The 16,143-nt window shown below is 66.5% G+C and carries 15 protein-coding genes; 12 read left to right on the top strand and 3 right to left on the bottom strand.

Going from position 1 to position 16,143, the window contains the following annotated elements:
- Window positions 1-128: 128 nt before the first annotated feature.
- The 12 genes from gspE to ACCQ09_RS18095 all read left to right on the top strand — a co-directional run bounded on the left by gspE (window position 129) and on the right by ACCQ09_RS18095 (window position 12,102).
- Complete coding sequence (gene gspE / locus ACCQ09_RS18150) at window positions 129-1,856, top strand: type II secretion system ATPase GspE (protein ID WP_016945112.1); 1,728 nt, start codon at window positions 129-131, stop codon at window positions 1,854-1,856.
- 223 nt (window positions 1,857-2,079) lie between these two features.
- A complete protein-coding gene (xpsF, locus tag ACCQ09_RS18145; protein ID WP_012439246.1) occupies window positions 2,080-3,297 on the top strand; it encodes a type II secretion system protein XpsF in 1,218 nt (405 codons plus the stop codon).
- Window positions 3,298-3,561: 264 nt separating this feature from the next.
- A complete protein-coding gene (gspG, locus tag ACCQ09_RS18140) occupies window positions 3,562-3,993 on the top strand; it encodes a type II secretion system major pseudopilin GspG (protein ID WP_011035902.1) in 432 nt (143 codons plus the stop codon).
- Between the two features lie 10 nt (window positions 3,994-4,003).
- Entirely contained in the window at window positions 4,004-4,513 is a 510-nt protein-coding gene (xpsH, locus tag ACCQ09_RS18135) for a type II secretion system protein XpsH (RefSeq protein ID WP_012439245.1), read from the top strand.
- Window positions 4,510-4,926, top strand: coding sequence for a type II secretion system protein XpsI (gene xpsI / locus ACCQ09_RS18130; protein ID WP_040941808.1), 417 nt, complete (start codon window positions 4,510-4,512; stop codon window positions 4,924-4,926). Before xpsH ends, xpsI begins: the two co-directional genes overlap by 4 nt.
- Window positions 4,923-5,561: a type II secretion system protein J gene (locus ACCQ09_RS18125; RefSeq protein WP_012439243.1), complete on the top strand. Its 639-nt coding sequence runs from the start codon at window positions 4,923-4,925 to the stop codon at window positions 5,559-5,561. The genes xpsI and ACCQ09_RS18125 overlap by 4 nt, the downstream gene beginning before the upstream one ends.
- Entirely contained in the window at window positions 5,558-6,409 is an 852-nt protein-coding gene (locus tag ACCQ09_RS18120) for a type II secretion system minor pseudopilin (RefSeq protein ID WP_012439242.1), read from the top strand. Before ACCQ09_RS18125 ends, ACCQ09_RS18120 begins: the two co-directional genes overlap by 4 nt.
- The gene (locus ACCQ09_RS18115; protein WP_011035907.1) at window positions 6,406-7,527 is read left to right on the top strand and encodes a PilN domain-containing protein; all 1,122 of its coding nucleotides are present in this window, start codon (window positions 6,406-6,408) and stop codon (window positions 7,525-7,527) included. Before ACCQ09_RS18120 ends, ACCQ09_RS18115 begins: the two co-directional genes overlap by 4 nt.
- A complete protein-coding gene (gene gspM, locus ACCQ09_RS18110) occupies window positions 7,511-8,152 on the top strand; it encodes a type II secretion system protein GspM (RefSeq protein ID WP_012439241.1) in 642 nt (213 codons plus the stop codon). The genes ACCQ09_RS18115 and gspM overlap by 17 nt, the downstream gene beginning before the upstream one ends.
- Window positions 8,142-8,927, top strand: a complete 786-nt coding sequence (gene xpsN / locus ACCQ09_RS18105) for a type II secretion system protein XpsN (RefSeq protein ID WP_011035909.1) — start codon at window positions 8,142-8,144, stop codon at window positions 8,925-8,927. Before gspM ends, xpsN begins: the two co-directional genes overlap by 11 nt.
- Window positions 8,924-11,263, top strand: coding sequence for a type II secretion system secretin GspD (gene gspD, locus ACCQ09_RS18100; protein WP_040941807.1), 2,340 nt, complete (start codon window positions 8,924-8,926; stop codon window positions 11,261-11,263). Before xpsN ends, gspD begins: the two co-directional genes overlap by 4 nt.
- Entirely contained in the window at window positions 11,263-12,102 is an 840-nt protein-coding gene (locus ACCQ09_RS18095; RefSeq protein ID WP_014506611.1) for a glycosyltransferase family 2 protein, read from the top strand. The genes gspD and ACCQ09_RS18095 overlap by 1 nt, the downstream gene beginning before the upstream one ends.
- A 271-nt stretch (window positions 12,103-12,373) precedes the next feature.
- Here the strand turns inward: ACCQ09_RS18095 and ACCQ09_RS18090 are convergent, their stop codons facing one another.
- From ACCQ09_RS18090 to ACCQ09_RS18080, 3 genes are all read right to left on the bottom strand, one after another.
- Window positions 12,374-13,102, bottom strand: coding sequence for a UTRA domain-containing protein (locus ACCQ09_RS18090; protein ID WP_040941806.1), 729 nt, complete (start codon window positions 13,100-13,102; stop codon window positions 12,374-12,376).
- A gap of 103 nt (window positions 13,103-13,205) precedes the next feature.
- On the bottom strand, window positions 13,206-13,781 hold the full coding sequence (gene pnuC / locus ACCQ09_RS18085) for a nicotinamide riboside transporter PnuC (protein ID WP_040941805.1): 576 nt from the start codon (window positions 13,779-13,781) through the stop codon (window positions 13,206-13,208).
- Window positions 13,782-13,969: 188 nt separating this feature from the next.
- Complete coding sequence (locus ACCQ09_RS18080; RefSeq protein WP_228427843.1) at window positions 13,970-16,138, bottom strand: TonB-dependent receptor; 2,169 nt, start codon at window positions 16,136-16,138, stop codon at window positions 13,970-13,972.
- Between the last annotated feature and the right edge of the window lie 5 nt (window positions 16,139-16,143).

The raw sequence follows: 16,143 nt of genomic DNA, 5'->3' as shown, positions 1-16,143 counted from the left end.
CTGCAATAGTGTGACCGAATGCCCCCGGCCAATCACCGGGGGCATTCGTTTTTCAGGGCCTTTCGCAGTGGTGCGGTTGATCGTCGCGGCAAACTGCTACAGTCGGCGCCGGACTTGTGGAGACGAGTGTGAACGCGGTTGCCGTCGATCCAATTGAGCAGCGAAGTGCAGAAACGCGCATCGTCGAAGCACTGCTTGAACGCCGTCGTCTGAAGGACACCGACCTGCTGCGCGCGCGCCAGCTGCAGGCCGAATCCGGCATGGGCCTGTTGGCGCTGCTGGGCCGGTTGGGGCTGGTGTCCGAGCGCGATCATGCCGAGACCTGCGCCGAGGTGCTCGGCTTGCCGCTGGTGGATGCACGCCAGCTCGGCGACACCCCGCCGGAAATGCTGCCTGAGGTGCAGGGCCTGTCGCTGCGCTTTCTCAAGCAATTTCATCTGTGCCCGGTCGGCGAACGCGATGGCCGGCTCGACCTGTGGATTGCCGATCCCTACGACGATTACGCGATCGATGCGGTGCGCCTGGCCACCGGCCTGCCGCTGCTGCTGCACGTGGGCCTGCGCTCGGAAATCGACGACCTGATCGAGCGCTGGTACGGGCAGGGCCGCAGCGCAATGGGCACGATCGTGGAAACCGCCGACGGCGATGCCAGCAGCACCGACGACATCGAAGCGCTACGCGATCTTGCCTCCGAAGCGCCGGTGATCCGCCTGGTGAATCTGGTGATCCAGCACGCGGTGGAATTGCGCGCCTCGGACATCCATATCGAACCGTTCGAAAGCCGGCTCAAGGTGCGTTACCGCGTGGATGGCGTGCTGGTGGAAGGCGAAAGCCCGCCGGCCAAGCTCACCGCCGCGGTGATCAGCCGCATCAAGATCATGGCCAAGCTCAATATCGCCGAGCGCCGCCTGCCGCAGGACGGCCGCATCATGCTGCGCGTGCAGGGCAAGGAGCTGGATCTGCGTGTCAGCACCGTGCCCACCGCGCATGGCGAGAGCGTGGTGATGCGTCTGCTCGATCGTGAAACGGTGGTGTTCGATTTCTACAAGCTCGGCTTCACCGAAGACTTCCTGCCGCAATTTCGCAAGGTGCTCGAACAACCGCACGGCATCATGCTGGTCACCGGGCCCACCGGTTCGGGCAAGACCACCACGCTGTACACCGCGCTGAGCCAGCTCAACACCTCCGACGTCAAGATCATCACTGTCGAAGACCCGGTGGAATATCAGATCGAAGGCATCAACCAGATCCAGGCCAAGCCGCAGATCGGGCTGGATTTCGCCAACGCGCTGCGCAGCATCGTGCGCCAGGATCCGGACATCATCATGATCGGCGAAATGCGCGACCTGGAAACCGCGCGCATCGCGATCCAGTCCGCGCTCACCGGCCACCTGGTGCTCTCCACACTGCACACCAACAACGCCGCTGGCGGCATCACCCGCCTGCTCGACATGGGCGTGGAAGACTATCTGCTGACCTCCACCATCAACGGCATCCTGGCCCAGCGCCTGGTGCGCAAACTCGACCTGGCCAACGCCGAACGCTATGCCGCATCGCCGGAAGAGATCGAACGCTTCGACCTGCGCCGGCTGCAGCCAGACGGCGAGATCTTCCTGTATCGCCCGCGCGCCACGGCGGCAGCGCCCACCGGTTACCTGGGCCGCACCACCATCGTCGAGTTCCTGGTGATGAACGACGAACTCCGCCGCGCGGTGATGCGCCGCGCCGGCATGGGCGAGATCGAGCAGTTGGCGCGCAAGTCCGGCATGCGCACCATGTACGAAGATGGCTTGTCCAAGGCCTTGCGTGGCGAAACCACCATCGAAGAAGTCCTGCGCGTCACGGAGGATGCGTGAGAGCAGCGAGTGCAGCAACGCGCGCAGGCTGCGCGCTATCTAACGCTGATAACGCGGGCTTTCAGGCAGTCCCACGCATGCGCTACAACGCAAAGGCCCCCGCACCCATCGCCCACAGCGCCGCGCGTTTCCCAAATCCCAAATCCCGACTCCCAAATCCCCGAGACCAAGCGCTCCACCCCATTCCCGATTCCCAATTCCCAATTCCCGGCCTCCCAGCCTAATGCCCCTGTACCGCTACAAGGCGCTCGATGCGCACGGCGAAATGCTCGATGGTCAGATGGAAGCGGCCAACGATGCCGAGGTGGCGCTGCGTCTGCAGGAGCAAGGCCACCTGCCGGTAGAAACGCGTCTGGCCACCGGCGAAAACGGTTCGCCGTCGTTGCGCATGCTGTTGCGCAAGAAGCCGTTCGACAATGCCTCGCTGGTGCAGTTCACCCAGCAGCTGGCGACGCTGATCGGCGCCGGGCAACCGCTGGACCGCGCGTTGTCGATCCTGATGGATCTGCCCGAAGACGACAAAAGCCGCCGCGTCATCGCCGACATCCGCGACACCGTACGCGGCGGCGCGCCGTTGTCGGTGGCGCTGGAACGCCAGCACGGGCTGTTCTCCAAGCTCTACATCAACATGGTGCGCGCGGGCGAAGCCGGCGGCAGCATGCAGGACACCCTGCAGCGCCTGGCCGACTACCTGGAACGCAGCCGCGCACTCAAGGGCAAGGTGATCAACGCGCTGATCTACCCGGCGATCCTGCTGGCGGTGGTCGGCTGCGCGCTGCTGTTTCTGCTTGGCTATGTGGTGCCGCAGTTCGCGCAGATGTACGAAAGCCTGGACGTAGCCTTGCCGTGGTTCACCCAGGCGGTGCTGAGCGTTGGCCTGTTGGTGCGCGATTGGTGGCTGGTGTTGGTGGTGATTCCTGGCGTGCTCGGTCTATGGCTGGATCGCAAGCGCCGCAATGCCGCGTTCCGCGCTGCGCTGGACGCTTGGCTGCTGCGCCAGAAAGTCATCGGCAGCCTGATCGCACGGCTGGAAACCGCGCGGCTCACGCGCACGCTGGGCACCTTGTTACGCAACGGTGTGCCGCTGCTCGCCGCGATCGGCATCGCGCGCAACGTGATGTCCAATACCGCGCTGGTCGAAGATGTGGCCGCCGCGGCCGACGACGTCAAGAACGGGCATGGCCTGTCGATGTCGCTGGCGCGCGGCAAGCGGTTCCCGCGGCTGGCGCTGCAGATGATCCAGGTGGGCGAGGAGTCGGGCGCACTGGATACCATGCTGCTCAAGACCGCCGACACCTTCGAGCTGGAAACTGCGCAGGCCATCGACCGCGCGTTGGCCGCGCTGGTGCCCCTGATCACCCTGGTGTTGGCCTCGGTGGTGGGGCTTGTCATCATTTCGGTGCTGGTACCGCTGTATGACCTCACCAATGCCATCGGTTGAGCGTGGTGGCCGCGTGCGGCGCGCAGCAGGCGTAGATGTGCGCCTGGCAACCGGCGTGCGCATCGCTGATGACGCGCTGGCTGCCGCTCCTCTGCGTGCAACTGGCGACATCGCTTCGCATGCTGCCGCGCGCTCCCGTGTACACGCACCACATTCACCACAACGTTTCGGTGACCGCATGACACCCATGCGGGAACCATTGCAGTGCCGGCCTTGTCATCTTCTGGCGGCAGCATCCTTCATCGACGTGCAAGGAAATCGTTCATGATCAAGCGTTCCATCACCCGCAGTCCGTCGCGCGCAGGCCAGGCCGGCATGAGCTTGCTGGAAATCATCATCGTCATCGTGCTGATCGGCGCGGTGCTCACCCTGGTCGGCAGCCGCGTGCTCGGTGGTGCCGATCGCGGCAAGGCGAACCTCGCCAAGTCGCAGATCCAGACCCTGGCCGGCAAGATCGAGAACTTCCAGCTCGACACCGGCAAGTTGCCGAGCAAGCTCGATGACCTGGTCACCCAGCCCGGTGGCAGCAGTGGTTGGCTGGGCCCGTACGCCAAGCCGGTCGAGCTCAACGACCCGTGGGGCCATACCATCGAATACCGCGTGCCCGGCGATGGCCAGGCCTTCGACCTGATCAGCCTGGGCAAGGATGGCCGCCCCGGCGGCAGCAGCTACGACTCGGACATCAAGTACCAGTAAGCAGCGACCCATGCGCGTTGCGCGTCTGCCGTTTCTGTCCCCGCACCGCGCTGCGCCCGTTGTGCGCAGGCAGCTGCGTGGCAGCTCGTTGCTGGAGATGCTGCTGGTCATCGCGCTGATCGCGCTGGCCGGTGTGCTGGCCGCCGCCGCGCTCACCGGCGGCATCGACGGCATGCGTCTGCGCAGCGCCGGCAAGGCCATCGCCGCGCAACTGCGCTATACGCGCACCCAGGCCATCGCCACCGGCACGCCGCAGCGCTTTCTGATCGACCCGCAGCAGCGGCGTTGGGAAGCGCCCGGCGGCCATCACGGCGACCTGCCCGCTGCCCTGGAGGTGCGCTTCACCGGCGCACGGCAGGTGCAATCGCGCCAGGACCAGGGCGCCATCCAGTTCTTCGCCGATGGCGCCTCCACCGGCGGGCGCATCGATCTGACCATCAAGGATGCGCGTTGGCGCGTGGACGTCGGCTGGATCACCGGCGAGGTGCGTTCCGGCCCGCTGCGGACGCCAGCGCCATGAAGCATCAGCGCGGCTATTCGTTGATCGAAGTGATCGTGGCCTTTGCGTTGCTTGCCTTGGTGCTGACGCTGTTGCTGGGCTCCTTGTCCGGTGCGGCGCGGCAGGTGCGTGGGGCCGACGAAAGCACCCGCGCCACCTTGCATGCGCAGTCGTTGCTGGCCGTGCAGGGCATGGAAAAACCGCTGGTGCCGGGGCAGCAGCAAGGCAGCCTGGAAGACGGGCATTTCCGCTGGTCGCTGGATGTGCGCCCGTACGACGAACCGCGTCGCAATGCGCAGGCGCCGGTAGACCCGAGCGCCCCCACGCTGCTGCAGCTCACCTTGGTGGTGCGGTGGGGCGAGCAACCCAGCCAGCGCTTGTTATGGCGCACGTTGCGGCTGGTGACGGCCACCGCACAGGGCAACCCCGCGTGATGCGTCCGCGCGCTGCCGGGTTCACCCTGATCGAAGTGCTGCTGGCCACGATGCTGCTGGTCGGCGGGCTGGCGCTGGCCTTTGCCACGTTGCGCTCGGCCAGCGCGATCAGCCAGCGCGGCGAAGCCATTGCGCAACGCAGCGAACGCACGCGCGCGGTAGAAGAATTCCTGCGTCGCCGGTTGTCTGCGGCGTTGCCGATCGCGATGGGCATCGATACGCAAAGCCAGCAACCAATGCTGTTCGTCGGCGAGCCGCAGCGCATGCGGTTTGCCGCCGATGTGCCGGATTATCTGGGCCGCGGCGGGCCGTATCTGCATGACGTGTCGGTGGTTGGCGATGGCGAGCAGCGCACGCTCACCATTGCGCTGACCATGTTGCAGTCGGGCAAGGAGATCGAAGAAGGCAACGCCTTGCCGGCTGAAACGCTGGCCGATGACGTGCAGCAGGTGAGCTTTCGCTACCGCGGGCTCGATCCACAAAGCGGTGCGCTGAGCGGGTGGCTGCCGCAATGGGAATGGCACGATCGCCTGCCCTTGCTGGTGCGCATCGACATCCGCAGCGGCGGCTCGGCCTGGCCGCCAGTGGTGGTGGCGCTGCCGCAGTCCGGTGGCGGTGGAGCGCTGGCGCAATGAGGACGATGCGCGGTGCAGCGCTGGTGCTGGTGTTGTGGTTGATCGCCTTGCTCACCGCGATGATCGGCGCGTTTGCATTGACCGCGCGTGTGGAAGCGCTGCAGGGGTCCATGCTGCGCAACGGCGGCCAGGCGCAGGAATACGCACGCGCCGGCATGGAATACGCGCTGTCGCGATTGAGCAGTGGCGAGCCGCAAGCGCGCTGGCGCCCGGACGGGCGCCGCTATCGGTGGCAGATGGACGATGCCAACGTGGAGATCCGCATCATCGACGAGAGCGGCAAGGTGGATCTGAACATGGCCGAGCCAACGCTGCTCGCCGGGCTGGTGCGCGCGGTCGGTGGCGAAGCCGGGCGCGATGTGCGCCTGGCTGGCGCAATCGTGGATTGGCGCGATGGCGACACGCTCACGCAGCCGGGCGGTGGTGCGGAAGATCGCGACTACGCCGATGCCGGGCTGCCGTATGGCGCCAAGGATGGTCCGTTTGAAACACTGGGCGAATTGCGCCTGGTGCTGGGCATGGACGCGGAGCTGTACCGCAAGCTGTTGCCGCATGTCACCTTGTACAGCGGCCGTTCGCGCCCGGAAGCGCGCTTTGCCACCGGCCCGGTGCTCACCGCCATGGGCCTGGATGCGCAGCAACTGCTGGCGCAGCGTGACGCGCCGCTGGGTTTACCAGGCAGCGACGCGACGCTTGGTGGGACAGACACTTATAGTATCGAGAGCCGGGCACGCCTGAGTCAGGGACGCGAGGCCGTGCTGCGTGCGGTCGTGCGCACCGGTGCGTCGGCCCTGCCCGGGTCCGCCTACACCGTTTTGCGTTGGGAAGAGGGAGCAGTAGTGCAATGACCGCGTGGCGGGATACCTTGGGACGCATTGGCGTTCGCGCCATGCCCGGCGCGGGCGGCTTCTGGCGTTGGTGGCAGCAATCGTTGCTGGCGTGGTTGCCGCAGCGCTGGCAGTGGCAGCTTGGCCTGTCGCAGTCACGGCTGCTATTGCAGCTGGATGGCGAGGCGCTGCAGTTGCTGCGTCAGCGCGACCAGACCAGCGACACCGTCGCCAGCCTGCCGTGGCCGGTGCAACCGCAGGAAGTCAACGCGCTGCTGCCCACCGCGCTGGAAGGCTTGCCGCAGCATTGGCTGCTGCCGGCCAGCCATGCGCTGCGCCGCCCGTTGCGGCTACCTGCCGCCGCCGCTGCACGCCTGCAGGACGTGGCGCGCTTCGAAATCGACCGGCAAACCCCGTTTACCGCCGACCAGGTGTACTTCGATGCACGCGTGCTCGACGTGCGCGAAGACGGCCAGCTCGATGCCGAGCTGGTGGTGGTGCCGCGGCGCATGATCGACGGCCCGGCCGGCGTGCCCGAGGCATGGAGCAACGCGTTGTCCGGGATCGACGTGGCCGATGCGCGCGGCGCGCCGTTGGGCGTGAACCTGCTGCCGCCGGCCCGCCGCCTGCGCCGCAGCGACCCGATGCAGCGCTGGAATCTGTTGCTCGCCGTGGCCGCGCTGGTGTTGCTCGCGGTGGCCGGCTGGCTGCTGCTGGACAACCGCCGCCAGGCCGCCGACGACCTGCGTGCCCAGGTGCAGGCCAATGCCGGGCGCGCGCGCCAGGTGGCCGCCGAGCGCCAGCAATTGCTGGAACTGGTGGAGGGCGCAGCGTTCTTCCAGGAGCAACGTGCCACGCGTCCGACCTCGGTGGAAATCTGGGACGAATTGAGCCGCCGCCTGCCCAGCGGCACCTATCTGGAAAAGTTTTCGGTCGAGGGCGGGCAATTGCAGTTGATCGGTTTGAGCAAGGAGGCCTCCTCGCTGGTGCGTCGTCTGGAGGGTTCGCCGTTGTGGCACACGCCATCGCTGACCGGCGTGCTGCAGAGCGATGCCGGCCGCAACGTGGACCGCTTCACCATCACCGCCGAACTGGCCGGTCCCGATGCCAAGGAGGCCGCCGATGCCGCGCAGCGTTAAACGCGATCGCTGGATCGCCTTGGGCCTGTTGCTGCTGGTGATGGGCGTGGGGTATCTGGTGTTGGTGCACCCCTGGTTCACCCAGCCGATGCTCGCCGTGCAGGACGAATTGCAATCGCTGCGCGAACGCGAGTTGCGCGTGCGCGTGCAGTTGCAACAGGCCCCGCAGGTCAGCCAGCGCCTGCAGCAGGCCAGGCAGACGCTGCAAAGCCGCCCCGGCTTCTTGCCGGAGAGTTCCGCCGAGCTGGCCTCGGCCGGGCTGGTGCAGCGGCTGGAACGTGCCGTGGTCGATGCCAGCCCGGGCAACCGCAGCTGCGCGATCAGCAACCGCTCGCCGCTGCAGCCGGAAACCAAGCGCTTCACCCGCGTGGCGGTGCAGGTGCGCCTGCGCTGCGGCACGCCCGAACTGGCCTCGGTGTTGTACAGCCTGGAAAACGGCACCCCGCGCCTGTTCGTGGACAACCTCAACGTGATGGCGCAGCGCTACCAGCTCTCGCCCAACGAAAGCGGCAATGGCCTGGATATCGCCTTCGAACTGGCCGGCTACCTGCGGCCGGGCAGCAATGCCGGCCCGGTGAACACCGGCGCCGCGCCTGCCGCCGGGGAGGCCAGCAATGCGCCTTGAGATGATTGGCCTGCGCACCTGGTTGCTGGCCACCGTGGTCGGCTGGGCGTTGCTGGTCTGCGTGCTGGCCGTGGCCGGCCTGGGCAAGCGGGTGGAATTGCTGCCTGATGACCCGGCCCTGGTGCAGCGCCTGCCGGCGTTGCCGGCACCGGCCCCGGAACGGCTGGGGCCGTTCGAAAAATACGCCGAGATCGCCGCGCATCCGGCGTTTGCCGAAGATCGCCTGCCGCACCCGTTCTTCCTGTCCGGCAACGACGGCAGCGGGGCCGCCTCCACGGTGCGCCTGACCGGCGTGCTGCTGACCTCCACCTTCAAGATGGCCACGCTGACGCTGGACCCGGCCGATTCGGTGCGGGTGCAGCTGGGCGGCGATGCGGTGAAGGGATACCGGTTGCTGGCCCTGCAGCCGCGTAGTGCAACCATCGAAGGCCCGGGCGGCACCCAGACCCTGGAGCTGCAGGTGTTCAACGGCCAGGGTGGGCAGCCGCCAACCGCCATCGGGGGCCGCCCGCAGGCGCCCGGTGCCGTCCCGCCATTGCCGCCGAATGTCCCGCCGGCACCTGCAACACCCGCGCCGCCGCCGGCCGAGGTGCCGCAGCAGCAGCCCGGTGGCCAGGCGCCGCCGACGGTGCCGCCGCAGCGCAGCGATGGCGCCCAGGAAGCACCACGCCCCTCCGATGAGCAGATGCGCGCCATCCGTGAACGTATCGAAGCCCGACGCCGCCAGCTGCAACAGCAGCGCCAGGGCGGCTCCACCCCCGGTCAGACCCAATGAGTGAACGCATGACGCCGCGCCTGTTTCCCGTGTCCCTGCTGATTGGCCTGCTGGCCGGTTGCGCCACCACTCCGCCGCCGGACGTACGCCGCGACGCGCGCCTGGATCCGCAAGTCGGCGCCGCCGGCGCCACCCAGACCACCGCCGAACAACGCGCCGACGGCAACGCTAGCGCCAAGCCGACCCCGGTGATCCGGCGCGGCAGCGGCACCATGATCAACCAGAGCGCCGCCGCGGCCCCATCGCCCACCCTGGGCATGGCCAGCAGCGGCAGTGCCACCTTCAACTTCGAAGGCGAATCGGTACAGGCCGTGGTCAAGGCGATCCTGGGCGACATGCTCGGCCAGAACTACGTGATCGCCCCGGGCGTGCAAGGCACCGTCACCCTGGCTACCCCCAACCCGGTGTCGCCCGCGCAGGCGCTGAACCTGCTGGAGATGGTGCTGGGCTGGAACAACGCGCGCATGGTGTTCAGTGGTGGCCGCTACAACATCGTGCCGGCCGACCAGGCGCTGGCCGGCACGGTCGCGCCCAGCACCGCCTCACCATCGGCCGCGCGCGGCTTCGAGGTGCGTGTGGTGCCGCTGAAGTACATCTCCGCCAGCGAAATGAAGAAAGTGCTGGAGCCGTACGCGCGCCCGAACGCGATCGTCGGTACCGATGCCTCGCGCAACGTGATCACCCTGGGCGGTACGCGTGCCGAGCTGGAAAACTATCTGCGCACCGTGCAGATCTTCGACGTGGACTGGTTGTCGGGCATGTCGGTGGGCGTGTTCCCGATCCAGTCCGGCAAGGCCGAAAAGGTCAGCGCCGATCTGGAAAAGGTCTTCGGCGAACAGAGCAAGACCCCCAGTGCCGGCATGTTCCGTTTCATGCCGCTGGAAAACGCCAACGCGGTGCTGGTGATCACACCGCAGCCGCGCTATCTGGACCAGATCCAGCAGTGGCTGGACCGCATCGACAGCGCCGGTGGCGGCGTGCGCCTGTTTTCGTATGAGCTGAAATACATCAAGGCCAAGGACCTGGCCGATCGCCTGTCGGAAGTGTTCGGCGGCGGGCGTGGCCAGGGTGGCGATTCCAACGCCTCGCTGGCACCGGGCTCGGAAACCAGCGTGCTTGGCGGCGCACTGGGTAATCGCGACAGCAGCATGGGCGGCAGCTCCGGCATGACCGGTGGCAGCATTGGCGAAAACGGCGACAGCAGCGGTGGAGGCGGCAGCTTCGGCAGCAGCAGCGGCGTCGGTGGTGGTGGCAGCAGTGGCAGTAGCGGTGGCCTGGGCAACGGCAGCCTGCAACTGTCGCCGCGCAGCAACGGCAATGGCGCGGTCACCCTGGAAGTGGAAGGCGACAAGGTCGGCGTTTCTGCGGTCGCCGAAACCAACACCTTGCTGGTGCGCGCCACCCCGCAATCGTGGAGCTCGATCCGCGACGTCATCGAAAAGCTCGATGTGATGCCGATGCAGGTGCATATTGAAGCGCAGGTGGCTGAGGTGAATTTGACTGGTGCGCTGAGTTATGGCGTTAACTGGTATTTTGAAAATGCAGTAAATGCACCGGCAACCGCGACTGATGGCGGCCTAACCAATGGAACAGGCATCGGCCTTGGTGCAGGTCTTGCGAATGCAGCGGGACGTAACATCTGGGGCGATATCGCTGGTCAAGTTGGTAGCGGTGGTCTCGCATGGAGTTTCCTGGGCAAGAATGCTGCGGCCGTCATTACCGCATTGGACCGTGTAACCAACGTCCGACTGTTGCAAACGCCTTCGGTATTTGTTCGCAACAACGCCGAGGCGACACTGAATGTCGGCTCGCGGATCGCCATCAATTCCACCTCGATCAATACGGGGCTTGGTAGCGACAGCAGCTTTTCCTCGGTGCAGTACATCGACACCGGTGTGATCCTCAAGGTGCGCCCACGCGTCACCAAGGACGGCATGGTCTTCTTGGATATCGTCCAGGAAGTCAGCAGCCCGGGTGATCGGCCGGCGGCATGTACGTCGGCAACTGCAACGGTCAATGCGGCCGCTTGTAACGTCGATATCAATACACGCCGCGTCAAAACCGAAGCTGCTGTGCAGAGCGGCGACACCATCATGCTTGCGGGTCTGATCGATGACACGACCACCGACACCAGCGATGGCGTGCCGTTCCTCAGTAAATTGCCAGTTGTTGGTGCGCTTTTTGGTACCAAGGGAAAGAGCAACACCCGCCGCGAAGTCATCGTGCTGATCACCCCGTCGATCGTGCGCAACCCGCAGGAAGCGCGCAATCTCACCGACGAATACGGTCAGAAGTTCAAGGTGATGGAGCCGCTGAAACCCAGCCAGAAGCCGTAATGAGTGCGGCGTTGCCTGTCGTACTGGTGCCGGTCGGCACCGACGACGAGGCGCTGGATGCGTGTCTTGGTGCATTGGATGCCGCCACGCCTGCAGGCACGCGGGTGTGGCTGGCCGACGACGCGCAGGCCGGCCCACGCGGGCGCGCGGTGATCGAACACTGGCTGGCGCGCACGCAGCTGCAGGCGCACCACACTCGCCGCCAGCGCATGCTGGGCGAGGTGGCGCATCTGGATGAAATGCTCGCCGCCTGTGGCGAGGCCGACGTGGTGGTGCTCGGCATCGATGCGCGCCCATTGCCGGGCTGGCTGCGGCAACTGCAGGCCTGTTTTGCGCGCGATGCCGCGATTGCCACCGCCACCCCGTGGAGCAATGCCGGCGAGGCCTGTGCCTGGCCACGGTTGGGCGAGATCAATCCACTGCCGGAGGCCCCCGAACGCCTGGCTGCCGCCTGCGCGGCGATGCCGCCGCTGCATCCGGAATTGCCGTCGGCCGCCGGCCATGCAGTGCTGTTGCGCGGCAGCGCACGTCGCAAGGCGGGCGGGCTGGATGCCAGCAGTTATGGCTCGTGGTACGCCGCGCTGACGGACCTGAGCCTGCGCATGGCCGGGTTGGGCTGGCGCAACGTGCTGTGTGACACCGCGTTCGTCGCGTCCCCGCACGAAGGCCGCCCGGCCGATGGCGACATGGACGCACTGGCCACGCGGTGGCCCGCCTGGCATGCGCGCCTGGCGAACTTCCTGATGCACGACCCGCTGCGTGCGCAGCGCGAGCAGTTGACGCACCTGTTGGCCGACCTGCCGCCACCGGACCCGCAGCGCACCTTGTTCGACGCGTAGCTCGATCGCGACCGAGTCTGCCTGGTGTGCAGGGCGGGAGTCGCGACCGAATGCATAAAAGCCACTGACAAGAACGTCTTTGCAGTGGCGAGACAGGCGCAGCGCAGCGGCCATTCAATACACAATAAACCGCTTTTTTAGCGTGCCTCACCCTCAACCGGTCGCGACACGTTGTCCGCCGCGTTGAGGCTCGCGAACGCAACGAAGTGCGCAGCGCGCAATGCTCACCATCGATTCCCGATTCCCGATTCCCGATTCCCGATTCCCGGCGCTACAGCGCCGAGTGCGTCGGCGCCTCCGTGCGCACCACCACATCCAGCGCATCGTGGCGCCAGGATTCGATATCCAGTTCCACCGCGCTGCCGTCTTCGGCGAAGCTCACCCGCTGCAGCCGAAAACACGGCGTGCCGGTGGTGGACTGCAGCAGGATTGCCTGCGCCGCATCCAGGCCGGCCGGATGCATCGACAACTGGCTGCGGCTCAGGAACAGGCCCAGTTTCTGGTTGAACACGCTCGACAATGAGCCGGCCAGATCATGCTCGAGCAGCCCGGGTGCCCAGGCGGCCAGCACCACGTTGGTTTCCAGCAGCACCGCGCGGCGATCGATCCAGCGCCGCCGCTGCAGCACGAACACCGGCTCTTGCAGGCGGTGCAGGCGCAGCGCGGCGGCATACGCCGCGCCGGCTGGCTGCAGGGTGGCGCTCAACAGCTCGGTGCGTGGTTTGCGCCCTTGCGCAGCCACGTACTGCATGAAACCGGCAATGCTGGTGGGGTCGTAGCGCACGCGCGGTGCGCTGACGAACCAGCCACGCCGATTCTCGCGGTAGATGCGGCCTTCGGCTTCGAGTTGCTGCAGGGCTTCGCGCAGGGTGATGCGCGTGCAGCCAAAACGCTCGGCCAACGCGCGCTCTACCGGCAGGCGCTGGTCCGGGCCCCATTCGCCCGCAGCGATCTGCGCGCTGATGGCATCGGTGATGGTGGACTGGCGTGAGACGTTCATGCGGCGATCCGCCGACGGGTGACACACAGCATGTGCGGGGAGATGACCGAAAAGACGAGTGCATCGATGGTAATGAAGAATGCGGCCACAAACCTGTTTCAGGTCACTGTGCGTTTGCGGGGGCGCGCTTCCGTTGGGCATTCCAGCTGTGCCAGCCATACACGGCAAGGCCCACGAAGCCGGCGTAGAGCAGGGCGGTGGGGTACAGCGCCTTGCTCACGAACACGCCCACATACACGCAGTCCAGCACGATCCACAGCACCCAGTTGGCGATGCGCCTGCGCGCGGCCCACACGCTGGCCACCAGGCTGAAGCTGGCGAGCGCCGCGTCCAGCCACGGCAACGCCGCATCGGTGCGGTGGTGCATGTAGGCGCCCAACGCGGCAGCGAAGCCGGCGCCAAGGCCCAACGACAGCCACAGCTCACGTTGCGGCATTGGCAGCGGGCGGATGCGCGTCTCCAGCGCAGTGCCGCGCTGCCACTGCCACCACCCATATAACTGCGTCAGCACGTACACGCCCTGCAGCAACATGTCCGAATACAGCTTCCATTGGTAGAAGAGCCAGGCGTAGAGCGCTACGGCCACGATGCCCACCGGCCAGCACCAGCGAATGCGCCGCGCCGTGAGCCACACGCCCAGCAGGTTGATCACAACGGCGATGGATTCGAGCAAGGACATGGTGGCCTGGAGGGGAAATGCGATGTGGGTGGACGGTGTGCAGGACGCTGTGTGTTTGCTGCCGATCAGCTGCACGTGCACGGTGGTGCGGGTGCCGTCATGGCGCTGCGCGTGATCGCTGAGCCTGCAGACGCGCTGCAGGTTTATGCGCCGCGCCGCTACACACGGCGCAGCGCAGCGATTACGGGTTAGAAATCCACCTGTACGGTCAGCCGGGCGGTGCGCGGTGCGCCGGGGAATAGATAGGCATCGCCCTGGTATTCGCCCGCATCGCGCCAGTAGCGTTTGTCGAATACGTTGTCCACGTTCAAGCGCCAGGTGGTGGCCAGCCCGCCCAGCGTGGTGGCGTAACGCGTGCCCAGGTTGGCCACCGCGTAGGCCGGGACGCTGGTGCCGCCGAGGCGGTCTGCAAACTTGCGGCCGCTGTATTGCACGCCCGCCAGCAGTGCCAGGCCGTCGATGCCGGGTACGCGGTAGTCGGCCTGCACACTGGCGCGCAGCTTGGGCACATTGATGGCCTGGTGGCCTTCGTAGGCGGCAATGCCGGTGTCTTCGGCACGCGCACGAATCGCGGCCACGCTGGCAAACAGCTGCAGTTGCCCGGTCACCGCGCCATCGGCAGACAGCTCCAGGCCACGGTTGTGCAGCCGCCCCTGCTGCACGTACAGCAGGCCACCGTCGGCCTGCGGCTGGGTGAACTGATAGGCCTGGCGGATATCGAAGACGGCAGCGCCCAGGCGCACACCCTGCAGCTGCCATTTCGCGCCGGTTTCCAGCTGATAGGCATTGGTCGGCGGCAGAATTTCATCGGCGTTGTCGGCAAACCACGGTGCGGTGCCACCGGCAGCCAGGCTCTTGGCGTAGCTCGCATACACGGTGACCTGCTGCTGCGGTTTGAACAGCAGTGCTGCCTGTGGCAGCAATGCGTCCTTGCGGGTGCGGCGTTCCAGCACGCCATCGCGGTCGAAGGCGCGCTCGTCCAGGCGCACATAACGCGCGCCCAGCGACAGCTCCCATTGCGAACCGAAGCCAATCCGGTCTGCCACGACCAGGGCACGCTGACGGCTGTCCAGGCGGCGCTGTTTCGGGTCCAGCGCGACATCGGTCTGCGCGAAGACCTCCGGGTCGCGATCGATACTGCCGCTGCCGACGAACTCATTGACCGACCCGTAGCGGTCGATGGTCCGGCGCAACCAATCGGCACCGATGCTCAGCTGATGGTCCAGCGCGCCGGTAGTCACGCGGCCGTCCAGGCTGGCGCGCAGCTGGTCGTGCACGCGGGTGTCGTCCGGGCTGCGGTAGTCGTAAACGTCGTATTCGCCCTGCGCACTGAAAAAATTCGGCGTGGCAATGTCCGCGCAGCTGGCCGCGCCATAGCAGCCCCAGGCAAACGCGGAGAAATCGTTGATGGTTGAGCGGCTGCGCGACGCTTCCACGCTGGCGCGCCACGCCTCGTTGAACTGGTAGGCATAGCGCAGCTGCGCGTTGAGCGAATCCATCTCCACCGGCCGCGACCACGGCTGATACCCGAGCAGGCGATGCACGTCGATGTTGCGCGGCACCTGCGTGCCGCCCAGCAACTGATACCCGGGTACCGAGCGCTGCTGCCGATGCTGGTATTCCACATCCACCTGCAACAACGACTGCGCGGTGGGTTTCCAGTCGCCGGCCAGCGACAGGAAATTGCGGTAGCCATCGGCATGGTCGACATAGCTGCGGAAATCTTCGCGCGCGGCATTCACGCGCACGCCCAGCGTGCGATCGGCATCGAACCAGTCGCCCAGATCGGCCGCGATGTAGCGCGAGCCTTGTTCGTCGGTCCCCAGGGTGACGCTACGCACGTGCTCGGGGCGCTTGGTGCGGTAGTCGATCAGCCCCGCCGGTTCGTTGACCCCGGATTGCAGCCCGGCCAGTCCCTTGAGGATCTGCACCTGCTGCTTGTTTTCCAGCGCGATCGATTGCTCACCCACCGCGCTCAGCCCGTTGATGCGGTAGCTGTTGGCGGCGTTGAGCGAGTAGCCGCGCAGCACGAAGTTTTCGTAATAACCGATTGGCGCATACGCATCACCGGCCGAGGCATCGGCGCGCAATACCTCGCTGAGCACGCGCGCCTGGCGGTCGAGCAGTTGCTGGCGCTCGATCACCGCAATCGATGCCGGCGCATCCAGCAGCGACGTAGTACCAAAGCCGCTCAGCGTGGTGGCGGCATCGGCGCGCTCACCCCGCACGTTGACCGCATCCAGTTGGACGGCCGCACCGTCCGGTTGTTGCTGTGCCAGGGCAGGCGTGGTGATGCACAGCGCCAGCGCCAAGGCGAGCGGACGACGGGACAGCAAGGAAGGGCAGGGTGCGTACATGCGCA

This window comes from Xanthomonas sp. NCPPB 2586 (genome assembly GCF_041475775.2).
Taxonomy (GTDB): Bacteria; Pseudomonadota; Gammaproteobacteria; order Xanthomonadales; family Xanthomonadaceae; genus Xanthomonas; species Xanthomonas campestris.
Note: the sequence above shows the minus strand (reverse complement) of the source record. Positions and strands in the feature narration are given on the sequence as shown.

Coding starts and splice junctions, on each gene's coding strand:
- xpsF (WP_012439246.1), top strand. CDS start 2,080: ATGCCCCTGTACCGCTACAAGGCGCTCGATGCGCACGGCGAAATGCTC.
- gspG (WP_011035902.1), top strand. CDS start 3,562: ATGATCAAGCGTTCCATCACCCGCAGTCCGTCGCGCGCAGGCCAGGCC.
- xpsH (WP_012439245.1), top strand. CDS start 4,004: ATGCGCGTTGCGCGTCTGCCGTTTCTGTCCCCGCACCGCGCTGCGCCC.
- xpsI (WP_040941808.1), top strand. CDS start 4,510: ATGAAGCATCAGCGCGGCTATTCGTTGATCGAAGTGATCGTGGCCTTT.
- ACCQ09_RS18120 (WP_012439242.1), top strand. CDS start 5,558: ATGAGGACGATGCGCGGTGCAGCGCTGGTGCTGGTGTTGTGGTTGATC.
- ACCQ09_RS18115 (WP_011035907.1), top strand. CDS start 6,406: ATGACCGCGTGGCGGGATACCTTGGGACGCATTGGCGTTCGCGCCATG.
- gspM (WP_012439241.1), top strand. CDS start 7,511: ATGCCGCGCAGCGTTAAACGCGATCGCTGGATCGCCTTGGGCCTGTTG.
- xpsN (WP_011035909.1), top strand. CDS start 8,142: ATGCGCCTTGAGATGATTGGCCTGCGCACCTGGTTGCTGGCCACCGTG.
- gspD (WP_040941807.1), top strand. CDS start 8,924: ATGAGTGAACGCATGACGCCGCGCCTGTTTCCCGTGTCCCTGCTGATT.
- ACCQ09_RS18095 (WP_014506611.1), top strand. CDS start 11,263: ATGAGTGCGGCGTTGCCTGTCGTACTGGTGCCGGTCGGCACCGACGAC.
- ACCQ09_RS18090 (WP_040941806.1), bottom strand. CDS start 13,102: ATGAACGTCTCACGCCAGTCCACCATCACCGATGCCATCAGCGCGCAG.
- pnuC (WP_040941805.1), bottom strand. CDS start 13,781: ATGTCCTTGCTCGAATCCATCGCCGTTGTGATCAACCTGCTGGGCGTG.
- ACCQ09_RS18080 (WP_228427843.1), bottom strand. CDS start 16,138: ATGTACGCACCCTGCCCTTCCTTGCTGTCCCGTCGTCCGCTCGCCTTG.